Below are 18,683 nucleotides of genomic sequence, written 5' to 3' on the forward strand. Positions count from 1 at the left end.
ATCTTTGAAGGTGAAAATCCTAAAAAAAATTTTTAATAAGAAAGAGAATAGTGAAATCAAGCATTTTAAAAAGTCTTATGCACAAGATGGTGAAGATGTATTATTGAGCTCACTATTTGAAGATATGGGTGGCAGGGGAAAAGGGTTTTTTATCGACATTGGTGCTCATCATCCCTTCAAATATTCTAATACAGCACATTTTTACGAAAATGGTTGGACAGGAATAAACATTGAACCCACACCAAATGCAATAGCGCTTTTTGAAAAATATAGAAAGCATGATATCAATTTAAATATTGCAATAGGAGAAAAGCAGGATCAACTGAAATTTTATTGTTTTGATGAACCTGCTCTAAATAGTTTCTCAAAAGAGCTATCTGAAGAAAGACATAATACAACTAAATATAAAATTAAGGAAACTAAAAATATATTTATTTATCCACTGGCAGAAGTGCTCGATAAACATATTAGGTCTGGTCAATATATTGATTTTATGAGTGTTGATGTAGAAGGTTTGGACCTTCAAGTACTGAAATCAAATAATTGGGGAAAGTATAGGCCAGAATTTGTTTTGGCAGAAGATATAATAGATTTTGCTGATCTCCAAAAATCAGAAGTTTATAGTTTTTTAAAGGATAAAAATTATGAATTGGTTGCAAAAACACAACGAACTATGATTTTTCAAACCATAAAACAGAAATGATGGTCTACGATCAAAATGTTCCTATTTTAATGCTAGTATTTAATAGGCCTGAACTTACATCTCAGGTTTTTGACAAAGTTCGTGAGGTTGCGCCTAAATATTTATATGTGGCAGCGGATGGGCCTAGAGATCAGGATGATGAAACCCAATGCAAAGAAGTAAAAGCAGTTTTTAATAAAATTGATTGGGACTGTGAACTAAAAACATTGTTCAGAGATAATAATCTTGGTTGCGGGATGGCAGTAAGTAGTGGAATTCAGTGGTTTTTTAATCAAGTTGAAAAGGGAATCGTATTAGAAGATGACTGTTTACCTAATAACAGTTTCTTCGGCTTCTGTACTGACCTGCTTCATCATTATAATAATGATGTTAGAGTTGGACATATAAGTGGATCTAATTTCCAGGATGAACAACAGCGTGGTGATGGTAGCTACTATTTTTCTGCCCTAACTCATGTTTGGGGATGGGCAAGCTGGAAACGTGTTTGGAAAGATTATGATTATAAAATTTCCTTATATTATCATTTTGATGCTAGTTTTAAAGCTTTTCCTGCGCACTTACCTTTTGCATCAAACTGGAAAAATATATTTACTAAAGTAGCTCAAGGTGAAATAAATACATGGGATTATCAGTATGCATTCCTCAATCTAATTAAAGGTTACAAAAGTATTATGCCAAATGTTAATTTAATTAAAAATATTGGCTTGGGTATCAATGGAACACATACTTCAGCTGATCATCCTTTAATAGTAAAATCCACGCAGGAAATAGATTTAATAAAACATCCGGTAATGTTTAAACAAAATGTTGATGCGGATATCTATACACAAAACAAAGAATTTGTTATTACTAAGCGAAAAAAAAACCTATTTTCGATCACTTGGAAAAAAATTAAAACCTATTTATCAAATGGTAAGTAAAATAACAGGCGGGTTAACCGAAAAAATTCTAACGCTTAAAATTCTTAACAAATATGATGTTGATTATTTTAAATGTCTTGAAACTGGTTTTATACAAACAGAAGAACCTTATTGGCTTGCTGAATCTTATTCATCCGCTATTACTAAACTTGACGTTGGCCTAGTAGAAAGAAATGAATTGTTGAGAAATAGAATTATTCCAATTTTGGCTAAATATTTTAACACTGATAATTTATTTTTAGATTATGCTGGTGGTTATGGTATTTTCACTAGAATGATGCGAGATAAAGGATATAACTTTTTTCATACTGATATTTATTGTGATAATTTGTTCGCTGAGTTCTTTGATTTAAGCGATCTGACAATAAACTCAAAATTTGAATTGGTTACTGCATTTGAAGTTTTTGAACATTTACCAAACCCTATTTCTGAAATTGAAAAAATACTAGAATACAGTAACAATCTCCTATTTACAACAGTGTTACACCCAGGTTTTGATAAGCTACAAGATTGGTGGTATCTAATTCCCGAAACCGGACAACACGTATCGCTTTATTCAGAAAATTCTTTGAATTACATTGCGGAAAAATTCGGATTGAATTTTTACACGGATGGTGAAGGGGTACATCTTTTTACAGATAAAAGCTTTGCAATTAATCCTTTAACACCAGCGAAACTTCCTTATGTAATACGCACAATGAAACGCAAGGTTGATCGCTATTTTAGAAAAGTTGATGGTATAAAGGAAAGTTTACTACAAAAAGATTGGAGTTTTATAAAAACTAAATTGTCTTAACTCAAAGATTTATATAGAGAAATGGTTTTTTGCACACAGTATTCTGGCTTAAAATGTTGAAGCCTTTCTTCTCCTTTTTTAATTAAATCATCGGCAAAATCCACATGATCGATAACTTTTATAATTGCATTTAAAATAGAATGCTCATCATTTGGATCGAAATATTCGGCTGCTGTGGCCGCAACTTCTTTAAAGCAATTCGAGTTACTTAAAATTGCAGGGCATCTATTTTGAAATGCCTCTAAAATCGGCAAGCCAAAGCCTTCATAAATGGAAGGGAAAACAAATGCCATTGCATTAGAGTATAGTGAGTCCAATTGCTCATCAGAAACATTAGCTTGCAAAATATTATTGCTTATAGCTAATTTTTTAAACAAATTTATCTCCTCTTTTTGAAATGCTCCTCCGCCAGTGCAAATCAATCTCAAGGTTGTTCTGCTTTTTAGTAATGGAGAAACTGCTACTATAAAACGATTGAAATTTTTATATCCAGACCTTGCGCCAACGAATAATATGTATTCGTCTTTTTGTGAATCTTGATTTGTAATTTCATTCTGTTTCTTTTTTAATTGATATCCATGATGAATAACTTCTATCCGATGATCAGGAATACCAAGAATATTTTTCAAATCATTTTTAGTCGTTTCGGAAATGGTAATGATTTTTGCTGCTTGTTTGATTACTTCTTTTTTTTGAAGAGCAGCCACATCATTTGAAGGAAAGGAATCAGGCAATAATTCATGAATCATATCATGAACAGTGATTACATAAGGTTTTTTTAATTTCTTTAGAAAATACGGTTCATAATAGGTAGGATGAAGTAAATCAAAGTCGTTTTTTTTAATCAAATACTTAGAGTATTTTTTATTCCAATTGTAACGTTTTTCCTGTTGTGATAACAACCATTTTCCTAGTGAATTTTGAAGCAGAGCTCTATAATTCTGGATATAATAATTATTGCTAAATAGAATACCAATTTCAACTGAACAATCATTTTCACTGTCCGCAGCATTTTGAATATTAGCGAAATATCTCGAAATCCCTCCATAAACTTGGAGCGAAAATATTTGGTGATCGAAAAGAACCTTCGTCATACTCTATTTTTTAAATTTTGGTAAAAATGCCAAAATCAAATTCATAAAACCCTTTAAAATTTTGAAAGCAATAGGATGACTTTTTATAAAAGCAAACTGCTTAAATCTTTTTGATTTTATTTCAGAGATTGAATTATAATCTTCAATAAATAAGGGGAAGTATTTCTGAATTGTAGCTCTTCTCTCCTCATGCATAGCTTTATGATTATCAATGATTGAAGAAATCCCCATAGTATCGTACTTACATATAATTAAATTAAGATGCTTATATGGAACGTTTTGGTTACAGATTGCATAAATAAAAAATGCCCAGTCTGAAACGATTTTATAATCTTCATTATAAAGGAAAATATCAAAGAAAAGATTCCTCTTGATAAAACTTGCTTGATGAGATAAATTATAGTCAAGAAAAAAACTAAAGGAAAGTTGATCTGGATAGGTTCGTTTATGCTCGCCATCTTTTTCAATGTAGTTTGCATCTCCATAATAAATACCAAACGTACAATCTAAATTTTGTTCAACTTTTTCCAATACTTTCGGATCATTTAATATATCTCCACTATTTAAAAACAAGACATAGTCTCCAGTCGCCTTTCTTATGCCCTTATTCATTGCATTATAAACGCCACTATCGGTTTCGCTGATGCCATAAGCAATTCGATTTTGATACTGGATTAGGAGCTCCGCACTTCCATCTTTACTTCCACCATCAATTACAATAAACTCAAAATCCTTCCAAGTTTGATTGACAACACTTTCGATGGTTTTTTGCAGACCGTTTTTGTCATTATAATTGACTGTTATGATGGATAGTTTTTTAACCATTTTTATTTTGAGTCAAGATTTTGAAACAAATTTTCAAGCTGTTTTTCTACTGCAGTTGGTGTGTAATTTACGATTGATTGAAAGGCATTTTTTTTAATTTTAGTCCAAAGCTGCTCATCTTGATAAATTGTGATAATCTGATTTGCAAAATCTTTCGATTGATCTGCTATAAGTACATTTTTTTCATGAATGAGATTCATCCCTTCTGCACCAATTGTTGTAGAAACGATTGGTAAGCCAAATTCTAAACTTTGACCAATTTTACCCTTCATGCCGGCACCATATCGCAATGGAGCAATAAAAATCTTGGCATTTAAAAAATATTTAGAAACATCTTCAATATAGCCAGGCACAATTACATCAATATTCGCAAGCTTTAAAACCTCTTCATTTGGATAGCTTCCTAATAAATAAACGGGTATCTTTCCTAATGCATTCCAAACCTGTGGCATAATGTCGTTAATCAACCATTTTACAGCATCTATATTTGGCTCATGTTTGTAACCTCCAATAAATACTAAGCCATTTCTTTCTGAGAAAGGAATTTCGTGATTCGGAATACTTAGTTCATGAATATTAGGAACTACAAATACATTTTGTATTAATTCTTTTTCTAGCAATTTTTTTTCAGTATCGGTAACTGTTACTGTAGCTTTTGCATTTTTGGCAAGTTGTAATTCAAGTTTCTTAAACTTTAATGCCTTTCTCTTTAATTTTTCATTTTGCTCGCTTTCTGCTTGTCGCAACATACGGATATAATGCAGGTCAACAGTGTCAAAAATAATTTTGACCTTTTTATTTTTGCTAACAATTGGTTGAAATGCACGATTTAACATGGGCCTGGAAATCCAAGCATAATCAATTGCACTCAAAAGCTTGTTAAGCTTTCTAAGCATGCTTTTTCGACCGGGATTAAACAATAGAACCTCTACATCAAGATTTTTTAATTGCGTATAATAAGGCTCGTCAGGCCGGCCGTTATTAGGCAAAAAGATAACGTTAAATGCCATCTTTTTGAAAATTTTAATAAGTTCGAACAGGCGTTTTGATCCTGAAGATTTATCATGTTGTGGAATATCATCATCAATAATCAAAATTGTTTTTTTTGATTGATCTAAAAAGTCATAATTAATAATCGAATTTGAATCTCCGGAACTAAACCATGATCTTACTTTATTCCACATGTACCAAAGGTTAAACTTTAAATTTAAGGCTGTAGGCAAAAATATGATATTTAATTCTTAATCGCTTATTCTTTGTCCTGAACTTTCCTTAATCATAAAACGGATTTGCGAATACAAGGATTTTTTACGAATAAAAAATAGGGATGAAGAATTTGCTAGAAGTAGTTTGAAAAGTTTTAAAGAGAATTTTATGTAATTAAGCTGTTGATAATAGGTTATTAATTTGTTGAGTAAAACTTTTAAAGAGTTAGGGGTTAATGGATGATTTAGGAATAATTGAAAATGTTTTACACGCAGTTTTTTTGCATCACTTTTATCTTGGCCTGTAGAACTTTCTGCATGTTTGCGATGACGAACAAGTTTGTTAGTTATGTAATCGATTTTTCCTGTACAAGCTGCGGTATAAGCCAACCACCAATCGTAATATATTCCAGGATCGAATTTAGGTAAAAGGTTTATGAGTTCCTTTTTAATTAAACAAGCGTGACCAGAGATACAGTTGTAATAAATTAATTTTTCGGCACAATTTCCAGATACGAAGCGATGGTGGGAACTAGTGCTTTTACCTGTTAAATTCCCATTTTCATCTATGTACGCAGAATCATGATAAAGCAAAAGGTTATTGCCAATTTTTTTAACAAGCAGGGCTATTTTTTCTGTTTCCCAAATATCATCTTGGTCTGCAATCGCAATGAAATCAGAAGTACAGAGTTGAATGGCTTTTTTAAAATTTTGGTTAAATCCAATATTTATCTCATTTAGAACAAGCTTTATGTTGGTGTTTTCCGTTTGATATTTTTTTAGGAGTGTAATTGTTCCATCTGTAGAGCAATCATCAACAATGATAATTTCTAGGTTTTGATAAGATTGATTGATTATTGAATCAAGCTGTTCTTGCAGGTATTTTTCTCCGTTAAAAGTACAGATTGCTATGGAAACTGTAAGCTGAGTTTTCATGATTTAGCTCTTTTCTTTAAACCATTCCACATTCTTAAAAAAAACAAAAAAATAGGATTACCTAAAAGGTTACCTACTAATGATCCTGACAGGTGAAAAACAGTTGAGTTGGTTTGTACCCATCGGCTCCTAAAGAAATGGCTATATTTTTTAATCAAGGCTTTCCTTATCCTGAAAAAATCCTCATTGCGGTTACCACGACTTTTATGTATTAAATTGAAAGGGATAACATAAGATGAATAGCCATTTAGTTCTGCCTGAAGGACCAGATCAGTTCCATAAAGATGAAAGCCATCTAAATTATTGGATACTTTTAAATTAGCACTGTTTTTAATTAACAGAAAATTTTCATCTAGTCCAGTCACTTGCAATGGAAAATTTCCCTTATTCATAAAAGAGCCATCGGGGTAGGAGATATGGTAAACAATGTAATTTGGGCCAGCAGCCCCAGCATTACCACAAACACCCCAAGTAGGATCTTTCTCATCTAATTCTTTTAGACAGCTTTTTAGTTCTGTATAGCTATCTTTATTAATTAAAATATCCTGATGGCAGATAATAATGTATTTACCTTTTGCTTGTCTAAAAAATTGATTGATGGCTGAAAAGGCATCATGATTATTCTTGGCGATATTATCGGCATATAAGAATTCGCAACGGTTTTGATTAAAGCCTTTATCTAAAAAAGACTGAAGCATTTCTTCGTATTCCGTTTTTCTAGTCACCAATGTGCAAATCGAAAACTCGAAAGGATATTCTTGTTCGGTAATCGGTTTTGCTATGTTTAAAAGATCACTCATGCTTAATCGTTAAAAGCCTGCATATCAATTAATCTCCTATAAAGGCCATTTTTGTTTAACAATTCAGTATGACTTCCAGTTTCTAAAACCTCACCTTTATCTATAACTACAATTTGATCCGCATGTTGGATGGTGCTTAAACGATGGGCAATTACAATCGAAGTTCGGTTTTTCATCAAATTATTTAATGCTTCTTGAACTAATTTTTCTGATTCGGTATCAAGCGCCGAGGTTGCTTCATCTAACAACATAATTGGTGGATTCGCAAGTACTGCTCTTGCAATACAAACACGTTGTCTTTGTCCGCCAGAGAGTCTATTTCCACGATCTCCCACAAAAGTTTGATAGCCACTTTCTGTATTTAAAATAAATTCGTGCGCATTTGCAATTTTAGCGGCTGCGATAACTTCTTCTTCGGTTGCGTTTGGTTTGGCAAAAGCAATGTTATTAAAAATAGAATCGTTAAAAAGGAAAGATTCTTGGTTAACAGTTCCCATTTGCGAACGGATACTTTCTACGGTTAAGTCTCTATAATCGATTCCATCAATTTTTATGGAGCCGGATTTAGGATCGTGGAAACGTGGAATTAAGTCCATTAATGTGCTTTTTCCACCACCAGATGGGCCAACTAAAGCAATTGTTTTTCCCTTTTCTATATTGATATTAATGCTGGTTAAAACCTGCTTTTCACCATAATTGAAAGAAACATTTTCTATGGTTAAAGCCGTGCTGAATCCTGTTAGCACTTCAGCATTTGGCTTGTTTATAAGATCAGGTTTAGTATCCACTAATGCTAAAACACGTTCGCCAGCAGAAATTCCCGAATGAATGCTACTAAAAGAATCTGTTAACGCCTTTATAGGTTGCATAACCTGACTAAAAGTTGCAAGGTAAACCACAAATGCACCGCCTTTTAAGTCTCCTTGTCCAGTTAAAATCATGGTTCCTCCATATAGAAGGATAAATACGACAACCAAAACGCCAAGTGTCTGCGAAACTGGCGACGCCAGTTGCTGTCTTCTTGCCATCTTTCTATTTAGAAAAGAATAAAATTTATTTTCTTCACCAAATTTATCTTTTACTCGTTCTGTAGCATTAAAAGCCTTTATAATTTTTATGCCACTTAAGGATTCATCTAAGAAACCAATCATTTTTGCAAAAGATTCGTGGGACTGTGTAGCTTGTTGTTTTAATCTTTTTACAATTTTACTGATAATGAAACCAGAAATCGGGATTACCAATAAAGAAAACAATGTTAGTTTTACAGAAATAGAAAGCAATACAGCAATGAAGAATATCAACTGCAATGGCTCTTTAAAAATAACCTGAAGTGTATTAGTTACCGTAAATTGAACTACTTGTACATCAGAAGCTACTTTAGAAATGATATCTCCTTTTCTTTCATTGTTAAAATAACCTACGTGAAGATTCATAACATTATCGAACACGGTTTTGCGCATATTAAGGAGCGTATGTACTCTTAGGTCTTCCATATATCTTTGTGAAAAATAACGGAAGAAATTGGCAAGAAAAACAGTAATTACAATTACTACGCAAATAATCTGAAGTGCATAAACCTCGCTATGTTGCAAACTAATCTTATCAATGTAGCTTTGGAAAAGCTCTCTAGGGTCAAACATAGATTTTTCCGTGGAAACTGGTATAGGTTTAACGCAGTTGTCTTTTAAAAAAAGAGTCTGCATTAATGGCCCCAGTAAAGTAAAAAGGAATGTATTAAAGATAATAGATAAAAGCGTTGCGATAACATAAGGTATAGCAAATTTTTCTATTGGCTTAGCGAAGGATAATAAACGAAAGTAGATCTTCATTTTATGTAAAATGGTATATGTAAAATGGATGATGAACTTAAAACATCTCCATGAAAAATCTTGTTAAAACTTGGCAAATGTACGTTTTTCAAATAAACCTAGTTGGTTTTGAAGACTTGCTAGATTTAAAATTACAATCGTTTAATTTTCTTTGTACTTATAGATTGATTAATTATCACCATCACGTCAGAAATATTTAAGTCAGAATTGTATTTTTTCTTTAATATTTTAAGCCTTTCACGGCTCGAAATAATGGGTTTTTTATGAGCTAGATAGTCATTATAACTCTGCAAAACCCAAAATTTTCCAGTGAGCATTTTTGGTAAAAGCTCTGATAAAATTTGTTGTAAAGGCCACAGTGTTTTTCTTAATCCCTGTAAATGGATGCCTTGCAAAATATACCGATTGCGGTAATAAATTTTCTTAATGAAATTAGATTTTATCTGCGTTTTAGTACTTCCACTAACGTGATGAAAACAAAATGCTTGATGTTCATAATAACATTTCCAGCCCAATTGCCATGCCCGTAAGCTTAAATCAAAATCTTCTGATGAGAAAGGGGAATAAATTTCATCGAAACCACCTAGTTCCTTTAGTTTTTTAGCATCTACCAATGCATTAGCCCCAGAAAGGTAAGCTGTAAAAACGTTTTCATCAGTTGGATTTTCGCTGTAGTAGAATTTGTTTGCTTTTATTCTGCAACCGCTGTAATATAATAAGCGAGCTGCATCCTCAATTCTACCTTCATCAAAACTCATAATACGAGCCATTACACCGAAAGTATCTGGCTTATTAAAGTATTTCCATTGATGCTCAAAATAATCAGGCGTTAATTTTACATCAGAGTTTAAAAGTAAAATGAGTTCGTACTGCGCTTTGCGAATGCCATGATTACAAGTGTAAGAAAACCCTCGGTTTCTATCATTAACCAGGAGCTTAACATTGGGATAATTCGATTTAATAAAATTGATGCTTTCGTCTTTTGATCCATCATCAATTACAATAACTTCGAAAATGGTTTTAGCGTTTTCTGCTGCGGTAAAAACCGAAGGTAAATATTTTTCTAGCAGATGCTCGCCGTTATAATTTGGGATTACGATGGAAACGCTTTTTTGCATCTACTTTACAATTTTATAATTACGGTATTCAAATAAACGCATACCTGTTAAATCTTCAATTTTTTGCAAAACACGCCGTCTGAAATTCATTTTAGGGGTTTGCTTAGTTAAATCTTGCTCAAACTTCCAGTTAGCTGCATCAATTCTGGGTTTCATCACTTTTGGATGCGTTCCTTTAAAATGAACCAAACGATCGGCATTATGCATATCAAACGTATTTTGAACTGGATAATTTTCTTCAATCCATTCTTCGGTTTGATAATACTGATTAAAGTTACGCACTTTTCCTTGCAAGCCTTTCGGTGGTTTTACCCAGCCATAATGATATATATAAGCATCGATTAACTTAACTTTTAGCTTTCTGTCGTTAATTCTAAACCCCTGGGCATCTCTGTAAGATTGAACGCCTGGCAAATTTTTGATAATTCTGACTTCCCTTCTATACCATCTTCTGGATTCAGCGAGATAATCGTATGAGGCATAAAAATGTTTGTATTTTAATAAAAGCGCTTCAATGTTATCGTTTTTGAGCTCGAGTTCCATTTCCTTTTTTATCAATGGCAAATAATCCTCATGGATGGCTTCATCACCTTGAATATAAATCATCCAATCGGTATCTGATGGAATTAGAGCTAAAGCTTTATTGGTTTCATCGGCAAAAACACATCCGCCCTCCCGCTTACTTTCATCCCAAATAGTATCTATGGTTTTGATCTTTTTGGGGTCGATAGATTTAACCAAATCGGCTGTTTCATCTGTAGAGTTGCCGAGGGCGATTACAAAATCATCACACAGCGGTAAAATAGAAAGGATAGCTTCTTTAACTGGATAATCATTTGCGATTGCATTTCTGATAAAGGTAAATCCGGTAACTTTCATATATAAAATAGATTGCTTCGGGCTAAATCAATGCCTGCTTCACAATAGCGATTAAAAATAAATCTGTTTCTTTGTACAAAGATAGTTTTATTGATGAATCCACATCTATCCATTTTAAACGAGATAAAGCAAGGCAATTATAAGGTTTTAGCAAGAACATTAACGCTTGTTGAGAATGATCTTGTGCCATCTGCTTTAATTCTTCGAGATTTGGATAGTAGAGCTGATGTTCCTGTTATGGGTATAACTGGTCCGCCGGGAGCAGGGAAAAGCACTTTGGTAAATGCGATAACTAATCATTTTACCGCTTTAAACAAACGGATTGCGATTTTAGCGATTGATCCAACTTCACCCTTTAATTTTGGTTCTTTGTTGGGTGATCGAATAAGGATGGCCGGACAGTTTAATAATCCAAATGTATTTATCCGTTCTTTGGCAACTCGTGGCGCATTAGGTGGGATCTCGGCAAAAACCATTGAAATGGTTGATGTTTTAAAGGCATCTAACTTCGATTTAATTTTGGTAGAAACTGTAGGCGTTGGGCAATCAGAAGTAGAAATTGCTGGCTTGGCAGATAAAACTGTGGTTGTTCTGGTGCCCGAATCTGGTGATGAGGTGCAAAATATTAAATCTGGCTTGATGGAAATTGCCGATTGCTTTGTTGTTAATAAAGCAGATAGAGATGGTGCCGACACATTTGCGAATAATTTAAAAAAGATCGTTCATCAGGGTGTTAAATCTATTCCGATTTTAAAAACGATCGCAGATAAAAATGAAGGTGTCGAAGCGCTTTGCGAATGGATTATTAAACCTATAGAATCTGTTAATAATAAAAAGGAATTTCTTTTTGCTGAAAAGGCGTGGAAAATTATCCAGATTCGAAAAATGCAAAATGTAGATAAAAAAAGGCTTCGCGATGGTATTCACGAAGCCTTGAAAAAAAGTGATTTTAATATTTATCGCTTTGCAGATGAATTTTTAAATAGAGAATAAGCTTAAATGATTAACTATTCAAATTGGTTAATTGTTAATTACCTCCATTCATGATGTCTTCAATTTCTTCTGCTTCTAAAGGAATATCGGCCATTAAATCTAAATTTCCAGATGATGTGATTAGAATGTTGTTTTCCAAACGAATGCCTAATCCCTCCTCAGGAATATAAATCCCAGGCTCCACCGTCAAAATGTTTCCGACAGCGAATGGTGTATATCGCCCTGCGAAATCATGTACATCTATTCCTAAATGATGCGAAGTTCCATGCATAAAATATTTTTTGTATGCTGGCCATTGCGCACTTTGATTTTTTACATCAGCCGTTGAAATCAATCCTAAATTTATTAATTGCTCTGTCATAATTTCACCAACTTGTTCGTGGTAAGTATTCCAAACCGTATCAGCAACGATTAACTTTGTAGCCTCTTTCATTACATGAAGAACAGCATTGTAAACCTCTTTTTGCCTTTTGCTAAAACGGCCGTTTACAGGGATTGAACGGCTCATATCTGCATTGTAATTGGCGTATTCTGCTCCAAAATCAAATAGAATTACATCTCCTTCTTTACACTCTTGATTGTTGTCATTATAGTGAAGGATATTTGCGTTGTGTCCAGATGCTATTATTGGTGTATAAGCATGGCCTGTTCCACCTTGGCGAATAAACTCGTGAATAATTTCTGCTTCGATTTCATATTCTTTAACTCCAGGTTTAGTAAATTTTAAAACCCGAACAAAAGCATCTCTAGTAATTGCACAAGCTTTTTGGGTCAGCTCAATTTCGATGTCAGATTTAATTGCTCGTAACCCACGCATGATAGGGGCAGAGCGTTCGTAATGATGCAAAGGGTATTTAGAGCGCATTTGCTCTATAAAACGGATATCGCGATAAGGAACAGCGTGTGCATAGCGATCATTTTCATTCGTATTTAGATAAATATTATCTGCATAATGAATTATACTGTGCAAAATATTATCAAAATCTTCTAACCAATAAATGCTTTCGATGCCTGATGCTTCCTTTGCCTGCTCTTTGGTGTACTTATAACCTTCCCAAACTTTTATGTAATCATTTGTCTGTCTTAAAAACAGGACTTGTCTGTACAAAGGATTAGGACAATCGGGGTATAATAGCAATATGGTTTGTTCTTGATCAATTCCTGATAAATAAAATAAATCTGGATTTTGTTTAAAAATGAAGTTTTGATCGCCGCTTCTAGGGAACTCGTCATTAGCTTGAAATATGGCTAAAGAGTTGTTTTTTAGTTCCTTAGCGAAATTATTTCTGTTTAATATGAATAGGGATTGATCAATTGTAGGATATTTCATAATTATTGTACTTTTAACTTGGTAAAGATCAAATGTAAGAAAATGATTAATTATCGTAAAGTTTGGAACGGAGTTTGTATAAAAGTTTGAAAATTTAAAATTTTGTTTAATTTTGCGATTACTTAAAAAATTAATCAATACAATTGTTTAACCCTTAAAAAAGAAAAAGATTATGAATTATTCTACTTTAAAGAAAAGTGTTGCACTTTCTTTAGTGGCATTAACAGGAGTTGCGACTCTTGCTGTCGCTCAAGATGCGCCTGCAACAACTTCTTCAACCAAGGTATTTGGTGGAAGAGGACAGTACAGAACTTGGTCAATCGGTGTTAACGGAGGTGTATTAGCTCCAGTTATTGCTATCGGTGGTTCAAATGACTTCAACAAATGGGATGTTAACTTAGGTTACGGTTTAAATATCCGTAAACAATTAGGTCACTCATTCGCTTTAGAATTAAACGGATTACGTGGTAAAGTTTCAGGATCTAACGATTTGACTACTACAGGTGCAGGTTCTACAAACAGAGAATTCGAAACTGAATTACAATATGCTGTAGATTTACGTGGTGTTGTAAATGTTGGTTCTATCGATTTCTTACGTCGTGAGAATTCAGTAGGTTTCTTCTTAACTGCCGGTGGTGGTTATTTAGCTTACGCTCCAAAAGTTACGGCTTCTAACGGAACTGTTACTGACTGGAAAGGTAATTCTACAGGTCCAGTTGGAGACAAACACGAAGCTAAAGATTACGTAAAAGGATTTTATATTCCAGTTGGTGCTGGTGTTAAATTCAAAGTTTCTGAGCGTGTTAACTTTAACTTAGGTTACACTATGAACTTTGTTGACGCTGATAACTTTGATGGAGTTTATGCAAAAGGTACTACTAAAGATCACTTCTCTTACGGTTATGCTGGTTTAGAGTTCTCTTTAGGTTCTTCTGCTAAACCTAGCTTAGAATGGACTAACCCATTAGCTACAATGTATGACGAATTAAAAGATCCAACTTTACGTCAAGAAGTTGAAGCTTTAAAAACTCGTGTTACTGCTGTTGAAAAATCTGTTGAAGATTTGAAAAAAGATACTGACGGTGACGGTGTTGCTGATCAATTTGACAAATGCCCAGGAACTCCTGCAGGTACTGCTGTTGATGGTTCAGGTTGTCCTCTTCCAGTTCCAGTTGCAACTACTGCTCCAGCTACTGGTGTAACAGGTTTCGAAAAAATCGGTTTTGATTTCAACTCATCAGTTTTAAAAACTGAATCTTATCCAACTTTAGATAAATTATCTTCAGTGTTACGTGAAAACGGTGGTAAAGTAACTGTAAACGGTTACGCTTCAAGCGAAGGTACTGCTGCATATAACTTGAAATTATCTAAAGACAGAGCAAATTCTGTTAAAACTTACTTAGTAAACTCTGGTGTTAACGCTAGTCAAGTTGCTACTAAAGGAAACGGTGAAGCTAATCCAATTGCTTCTAACGATACTGAAGAAGGTCGTATTGAAAACCGTCGTGTTGAAACTGCTAGAAACTAGTATTTCAATATAAAGTTTAAAAGAAAGTCCCGATGCGAATCGGGACTTTTTTTGTGCCTTTTAATTTCCTGTATTAAGCTTTTTCGCTAAGTTTGCTTTATGTACTTCTTTAGGAAAAAGGATCCGAATCGGCCAAACAACATCAATATCAAAATAATGCACATCATAAATGCATTGGCTATTTCTGTTTTTCTGGCAGGCATCATCTATAAGCTAATTCAGTGGCTTATTAAATAATTAAATTACTTCCAATTTTATCATGAAAGAAATCATTAAAACAACGAGTGCACCAGCACCTATTGGGCCTTATAGCCAAGCTGTAAAAGCAGGAAATTTTTTGTTCGTATCTGGTCAAGTGGCTATTAATCCAGAAAGTGGGGAATTAAACTTGGGTAATATTGAGGAAGAAACTCATCAGGTAATGCGAAATTTAAAAGCCGTTTTGCTTGAAGCAGGATTAACTTTTGATCATGTGGTAAAATCGACCATCTTTTTAAGTGACATGGGAACTTTTGCGCAAGTGAACGAAGTTTATGGTCAATATTTTACAGCAGATTTTCCTGCTCGTGAAACAGTTCAAGTATCTGTATTGCCAAAAAATGTTAATGTAGAAATTTCAGTAATCGCCATTGTAGAATAATTTTGGCAACAAGCAGGAGCAAATATTTTTTAGCTGGCATTATTCCCTATATCATTTGGGGAACAATGTCTATCCCGTTACGCAATATAAAAGGCTTTCCTCCGCAGGAAATTTTATACTACAGAATATTTGTTTCTATTGTGATGATTTGGGCAACTATTTTATTGTTCAGAAGAGAAGCCCTTAAAAAGGACATTATTTTTATTAAGTCTTTAAGTGTAGCGAAAAAGAATAGGCTCCTACTTTTAACCGTTATTTCAGCTTTCTTAATTACGGGAAATTGGTTTACTTACATTTATGCTGTTAATAGCATTAGCTTAAAATCTGCAGCGTTTGCATACATGGTTTGCCCATTACTTACGGCCTTGTGCGGTTTCCTTATCTTAAAGGAAAAACTTACCAAGGCAAAAATTATCGCAATGATAATTGCCCTAGTGAGTATAGTATTGTTGGCAACAGGCTCATTTCGCGAAGTGATTTGGGCAGTTGTAATTGCATCATTCTATGCTTCGTATGTTATTGTTTTAAAAGTGATTAAAGATGTAGATAAATTTAACTTCCTAGGTTTGCAGTTAATTTTATCGGGTTTAATCATGTTGCCGATGTATTTAATTAGCTCAAATCCTTTCCCTGTTAATGGTTTTTTCTGGTCGCATATTTTTCTTATTGCGATAGTGTTTACCATAATTCCCTTATTTTTAAATTCTTATGCGCTCTTGGGGATGCCTTCATCAGCATTGGGGATTTTAATTTATTTAAACCCAATAGTTGCTTTTGCAGTCGCATTTTTATACTTTAAAGAGAAAATCGATATGCACCAAATCTTTGCCTATTTACTTTTGTTGCTTTCGATTGTTATTTTTAATGCGCAATTGATAAAAAGTGTTGTTTACAAAAAGCAGTAAAGATTGTGTTTAACTCGATTTTAGATACACCTGTTGAGTTTATAAAAGGCGTTGGGCCAACTCGTGCCGACGTTTTAAAAAAGGACCTTGGCATTTTTACTTATCAGGATCTGCTCTCTCACTATCCATTTCGGTATATTGATAGAACGAAGTATTTCAAAATCAATCAAATCAATCCAGATTCTCAATACATCCAGATTATTGGTCGCGTAATTAGTAAAAAAGTAATTGGCGAAAAACGAACCAAAAGAATTGTAGCTGTTTTTAAAGATGAAACAGGTTTAATGGAATTGGTTTGGTTTCAAAGTTTAAAGTGGGTTGACGATAATATAACAGTTGGGGTGGCTTATGTAGCTTTCGGAAAGCCGAACCTTTTTAACGGAACATTCAGTATTTCTCATCCAGAGATGGAATTGTATCAAAACAAACCTACTGGAAGAGGAAATTTAACTTTACAACCCGTTTATAATTCGACAGAGAAGTTAAAGAAATTTAATCTCGATTCGAAAGGATTACAACGGTTAATTGCGGGATTATTAGATCAGGTAATTCCTCAGGTTCCAGAAAATTTGCCTCAATATATTTTAGATAAATATCAGTTGCCAAATAAAAAAATGGCTTTGCTGAATATTCATTTTCCCAAAAATCAGCAAGATTTAAATGATGCAGAACGTAGATTAAAGTTCGAGGAATTATTTTTCATTCAGCTTCAGCTTTTAAATAATAAACACCTTAGGGCATTGAAGTTTAAGGGGGTTACTTTTGAAAAAGTGGGAGAGAAAGTTAACAGGTTTTACAAAGAATTTTTACCTTTCGAACTTACCAATGCCCAAAAGCGGGTTGTTAAGGAAATCCGCATAGATACGCAAAGAGGGGTTCAAATGAATCGGCTTGTTCAGGGCGACGTAGGAAGCGGTAAAACGGCTGTTGCTTTAATGAGTATGCTTTTGGCAAATGATAACGGCTACCAAGCTTGTATGATGGCACCTACAGAGATTTTGGCCCGCCAGCATTATGCTTCCATTACCGATCTGGTTACTGATGATTTGGTTAAAGTTGCCATCCTCACCGGAAACAGTAAGAAAAAAGAAAGAACCATCCTGCATCAGCAGTTGGAAAGTGGCGAAATCGATATCTTAATTGGTACCCATGCTTTGATAGAAGATAAAGTTCAGTTTAAGAATTTGGGTTTGGTGGTTATAGATGAGCAACATCGTTTCGGGGTAGAGCAACGGGCAAAGCTTTGGCGAAAGAGTTTAGTTCCACCACATATTTTAGTTATGACGGCCACCCCGATTCCAAGAACTTTAGCCATGACCTTATACGGTGATTTAGATGTTTCTGTAATTGATGAATTGCCGGCTGGCAGAAAACCCATAGAAACCAAACATCTTTTTGAAGGTCAGCGGATGCGGATGTTCGGCTTTATGAAACAGGAAATTGCAAAGGGTAGGCAGGTTTATGTTGTTTATCCTTTAATAAAAGAAAGTGAAAAGTTGGATCTTCTTCATCTCGAAGCTGGAATAGAACAAATGAGTTATCAATTTCCTCGGCCAGATTATCAAATGAGTATTGTACATGGCCAAATGCCAAATGCCGATAAGCAATTTGAGATGCAACAATTTATTAATGGTAAAAGCCAGATTATGGTGGCGACTACGGTAATAGAGGTTGGTGTAAATGTGCCTAATGCTTCGGTAATGGTGATCGAAAATGCGGAACGATTTGGTCTTTCCCAACTGCATCAATTGCGTGGGAGAGTAGGGAGAGGAGCCGAGCAATCATTCTGTATTTTAATGAGCGGAAATAAGCTTAGCAAAGAAGGTAAGGTTCGATTGGAAACGATGGTGAGAACAAATAACGGATTTGAGATTTCGGAAATCGATTTGCAACTTCGTGGGCCTGGAGATATTACAGGAACCCAGCAAAGTGGTGTTTTAGATTTAAAATTAGCGGATTTAGCAACCGATCAAGTGATTTTACAAGAAGCTAGAAATACAGTAATTAAACTTTTAGAAGATGATATGCAATTAGAGAAACCTGAAAATGCCTTGTTGAAAGCTTATCTTAAAAAGTTGGAACGAGGAATTTCTTTCGATAAGATTTCTTAAAATCATTTATCTGTAAGGTTTGAGCTCTTAATTTAAAACGATAGAAATATTTCCCTTTCAAAGTGTAATTT

18 protein-coding genes are annotated in these 18,683 nt (G+C 34.0%); 9 read left to right on the top strand and 9 right to left on the bottom strand.

Features of this window, described 5'->3' with window-relative positions; all coding sequences use genetic code 11:
- The first annotated feature begins 10 nt into the window (after window positions 1-10).
- From H7U22_RS11420 to H7U22_RS11430, 3 genes are read left to right on the top strand one after another with little or no spacing between them, the layout of a single operon-like run.
- Window positions 11-703 (top strand): FkbM family methyltransferase, encoded by a 693-nt coding sequence (locus tag H7U22_RS11420; protein WP_222621851.1) that lies wholly within the window; start codon window positions 11-13, stop codon window positions 701-703.
- A complete protein-coding gene (locus H7U22_RS11425; RefSeq protein ID WP_187071488.1) occupies window positions 700-1,623 on the top strand; it encodes a nucleotide-diphospho-sugar transferase in 924 nt (307 codons plus the stop codon). The genes H7U22_RS11420 and H7U22_RS11425 overlap by 4 nt, the downstream gene beginning before the upstream one ends.
- Window positions 1,613-2,419 carry a class I SAM-dependent methyltransferase gene (locus H7U22_RS11430; protein ID WP_187071489.1) on the top strand — a complete coding sequence of 269 codons (807 nt, stop codon included), beginning with the start codon at window positions 1,613-1,615 and terminating at the stop codon, window positions 2,417-2,419. Before H7U22_RS11425 ends, H7U22_RS11430 begins: the two co-directional genes overlap by 11 nt.
- On the opposite strand, the gene H7U22_RS11435 is transcribed toward H7U22_RS11430, so the two are convergent.
- The 8 genes from H7U22_RS11435 to H7U22_RS11470 form a co-directional block, all read right to left on the bottom strand.
- Window positions 2,416-3,321, bottom strand: a complete 906-nt coding sequence (locus tag H7U22_RS11435; protein WP_187071490.1) for a glycosyltransferase family 4 protein — start codon at window positions 3,319-3,321, stop codon at window positions 2,416-2,418. The two genes, H7U22_RS11430 and H7U22_RS11435, sit on opposite strands and share 4 nt — an antisense overlap.
- A gap of 195 nt (window positions 3,322-3,516) precedes the next feature.
- Window positions 3,517-4,338, bottom strand: a complete 822-nt coding sequence (locus H7U22_RS11440) for a glycosyltransferase family 2 protein (RefSeq protein WP_187071491.1) — start codon at window positions 4,336-4,338, stop codon at window positions 3,517-3,519.
- Between the two features lie 2 nt (window positions 4,339-4,340).
- Window positions 4,341-5,522: a glycosyltransferase gene (locus tag H7U22_RS11445; RefSeq protein WP_187071492.1), complete on the bottom strand. Its 1,182-nt coding sequence runs from the start codon at window positions 5,520-5,522 to the stop codon at window positions 4,341-4,343.
- A gap of 57 nt (window positions 5,523-5,579) precedes the next feature.
- Window positions 5,580-6,479, bottom strand: a complete 900-nt coding sequence (locus H7U22_RS11450; RefSeq protein WP_187071493.1) for a glycosyltransferase family 2 protein — start codon at window positions 6,477-6,479, stop codon at window positions 5,580-5,582.
- Window positions 6,476-7,279 carry a glycosyltransferase family protein gene (locus H7U22_RS11455; protein ID WP_187071494.1) on the bottom strand — a complete coding sequence of 268 codons (804 nt, stop codon included), beginning with the start codon at window positions 7,277-7,279 and terminating at the stop codon, window positions 6,476-6,478. The genes H7U22_RS11450 and H7U22_RS11455 overlap by 4 nt, the downstream gene beginning before the upstream one ends.
- Before the next feature lie 2 nt (window positions 7,280-7,281).
- Window positions 7,282-9,108, bottom strand: a complete 1,827-nt coding sequence (locus tag H7U22_RS11460; RefSeq protein WP_187071495.1) for an ABC transporter ATP-binding protein — start codon at window positions 9,106-9,108, stop codon at window positions 7,282-7,284.
- Window positions 9,109-9,239: 131 nt separating this feature from the next.
- Window positions 9,240-10,226 carry a glycosyltransferase family 2 protein gene (locus H7U22_RS11465; RefSeq protein WP_187071496.1) on the bottom strand — a complete coding sequence of 329 codons (987 nt, stop codon included), beginning with the start codon at window positions 10,224-10,226 and terminating at the stop codon, window positions 9,240-9,242.
- A complete protein-coding gene (locus H7U22_RS11470; protein WP_187071497.1) occupies window positions 10,227-11,105 on the bottom strand; it encodes a glycosyltransferase family 2 protein in 879 nt (292 codons plus the stop codon).
- A gap of 93 nt (window positions 11,106-11,198) precedes the next feature.
- Here H7U22_RS11470 and meaB point away from each other — a divergent pair, with 93 nt between their 5' ends.
- Window positions 11,199-12,098 (top strand): methylmalonyl Co-A mutase-associated GTPase MeaB, encoded by a 900-nt coding sequence (meaB, locus tag H7U22_RS11475; protein WP_187071498.1) that lies wholly within the window; start codon window positions 11,199-11,201, stop codon window positions 12,096-12,098.
- A gap of 34 nt (window positions 12,099-12,132) precedes the next feature.
- On the opposite strand, the gene H7U22_RS11480 is transcribed toward meaB, so the two are convergent.
- Window positions 12,133-13,428, bottom strand: coding sequence for an aminopeptidase P family protein (locus H7U22_RS11480; RefSeq protein ID WP_187071499.1), 1,296 nt, complete (start codon window positions 13,426-13,428; stop codon window positions 12,133-12,135).
- Between the two features lie 172 nt (window positions 13,429-13,600).
- Here H7U22_RS11480 and H7U22_RS11485 point away from each other — a divergent pair, with 172 nt between their 5' ends.
- The 5 genes from H7U22_RS11485 to recG all read left to right on the top strand — a co-directional run bounded on the left by H7U22_RS11485 (window position 13,601) and on the right by recG (window position 18,612).
- The gene (locus tag H7U22_RS11485) at window positions 13,601-14,956 is read left to right on the top strand and encodes an OmpA family protein (RefSeq protein WP_187071500.1); all 1,356 of its coding nucleotides are present in this window, start codon (window positions 13,601-13,603) and stop codon (window positions 14,954-14,956) included.
- A gap of 99 nt (window positions 14,957-15,055) precedes the next feature.
- Window positions 15,056-15,193 carry a DUF6728 family protein gene (locus H7U22_RS23405; RefSeq protein WP_317172967.1) on the top strand — a complete coding sequence of 46 codons (138 nt, stop codon included), beginning with the start codon at window positions 15,056-15,058 and terminating at the stop codon, window positions 15,191-15,193.
- 22 nt (window positions 15,194-15,215) lie between these two features.
- Entirely contained in the window at window positions 15,216-15,596 is a 381-nt protein-coding gene (locus tag H7U22_RS11490; protein ID WP_187071501.1) for a RidA family protein, read from the top strand.
- Window positions 15,597-15,598: 2 nt separating this feature from the next.
- Window positions 15,599-16,501: an EamA family transporter gene (locus H7U22_RS11495; protein ID WP_187071502.1), complete on the top strand. Its 903-nt coding sequence runs from the start codon at window positions 15,599-15,601 to the stop codon at window positions 16,499-16,501.
- Between the two features lie 5 nt (window positions 16,502-16,506).
- Window positions 16,507-18,612, top strand: coding sequence for an ATP-dependent DNA helicase RecG (recG, locus tag H7U22_RS11500; RefSeq protein ID WP_187071503.1), 2,106 nt, complete (start codon window positions 16,507-16,509; stop codon window positions 18,610-18,612).
- Window positions 18,613-18,683: the final 71 nt, after the last annotated feature.

It is taken from the genome of Pedobacter fastidiosus, from assembly GCF_014306625.1.
Classification (GTDB): domain Bacteria; phylum Bacteroidota; class Bacteroidia; order Sphingobacteriales; family Sphingobacteriaceae; genus Pedobacter; species Pedobacter fastidiosus.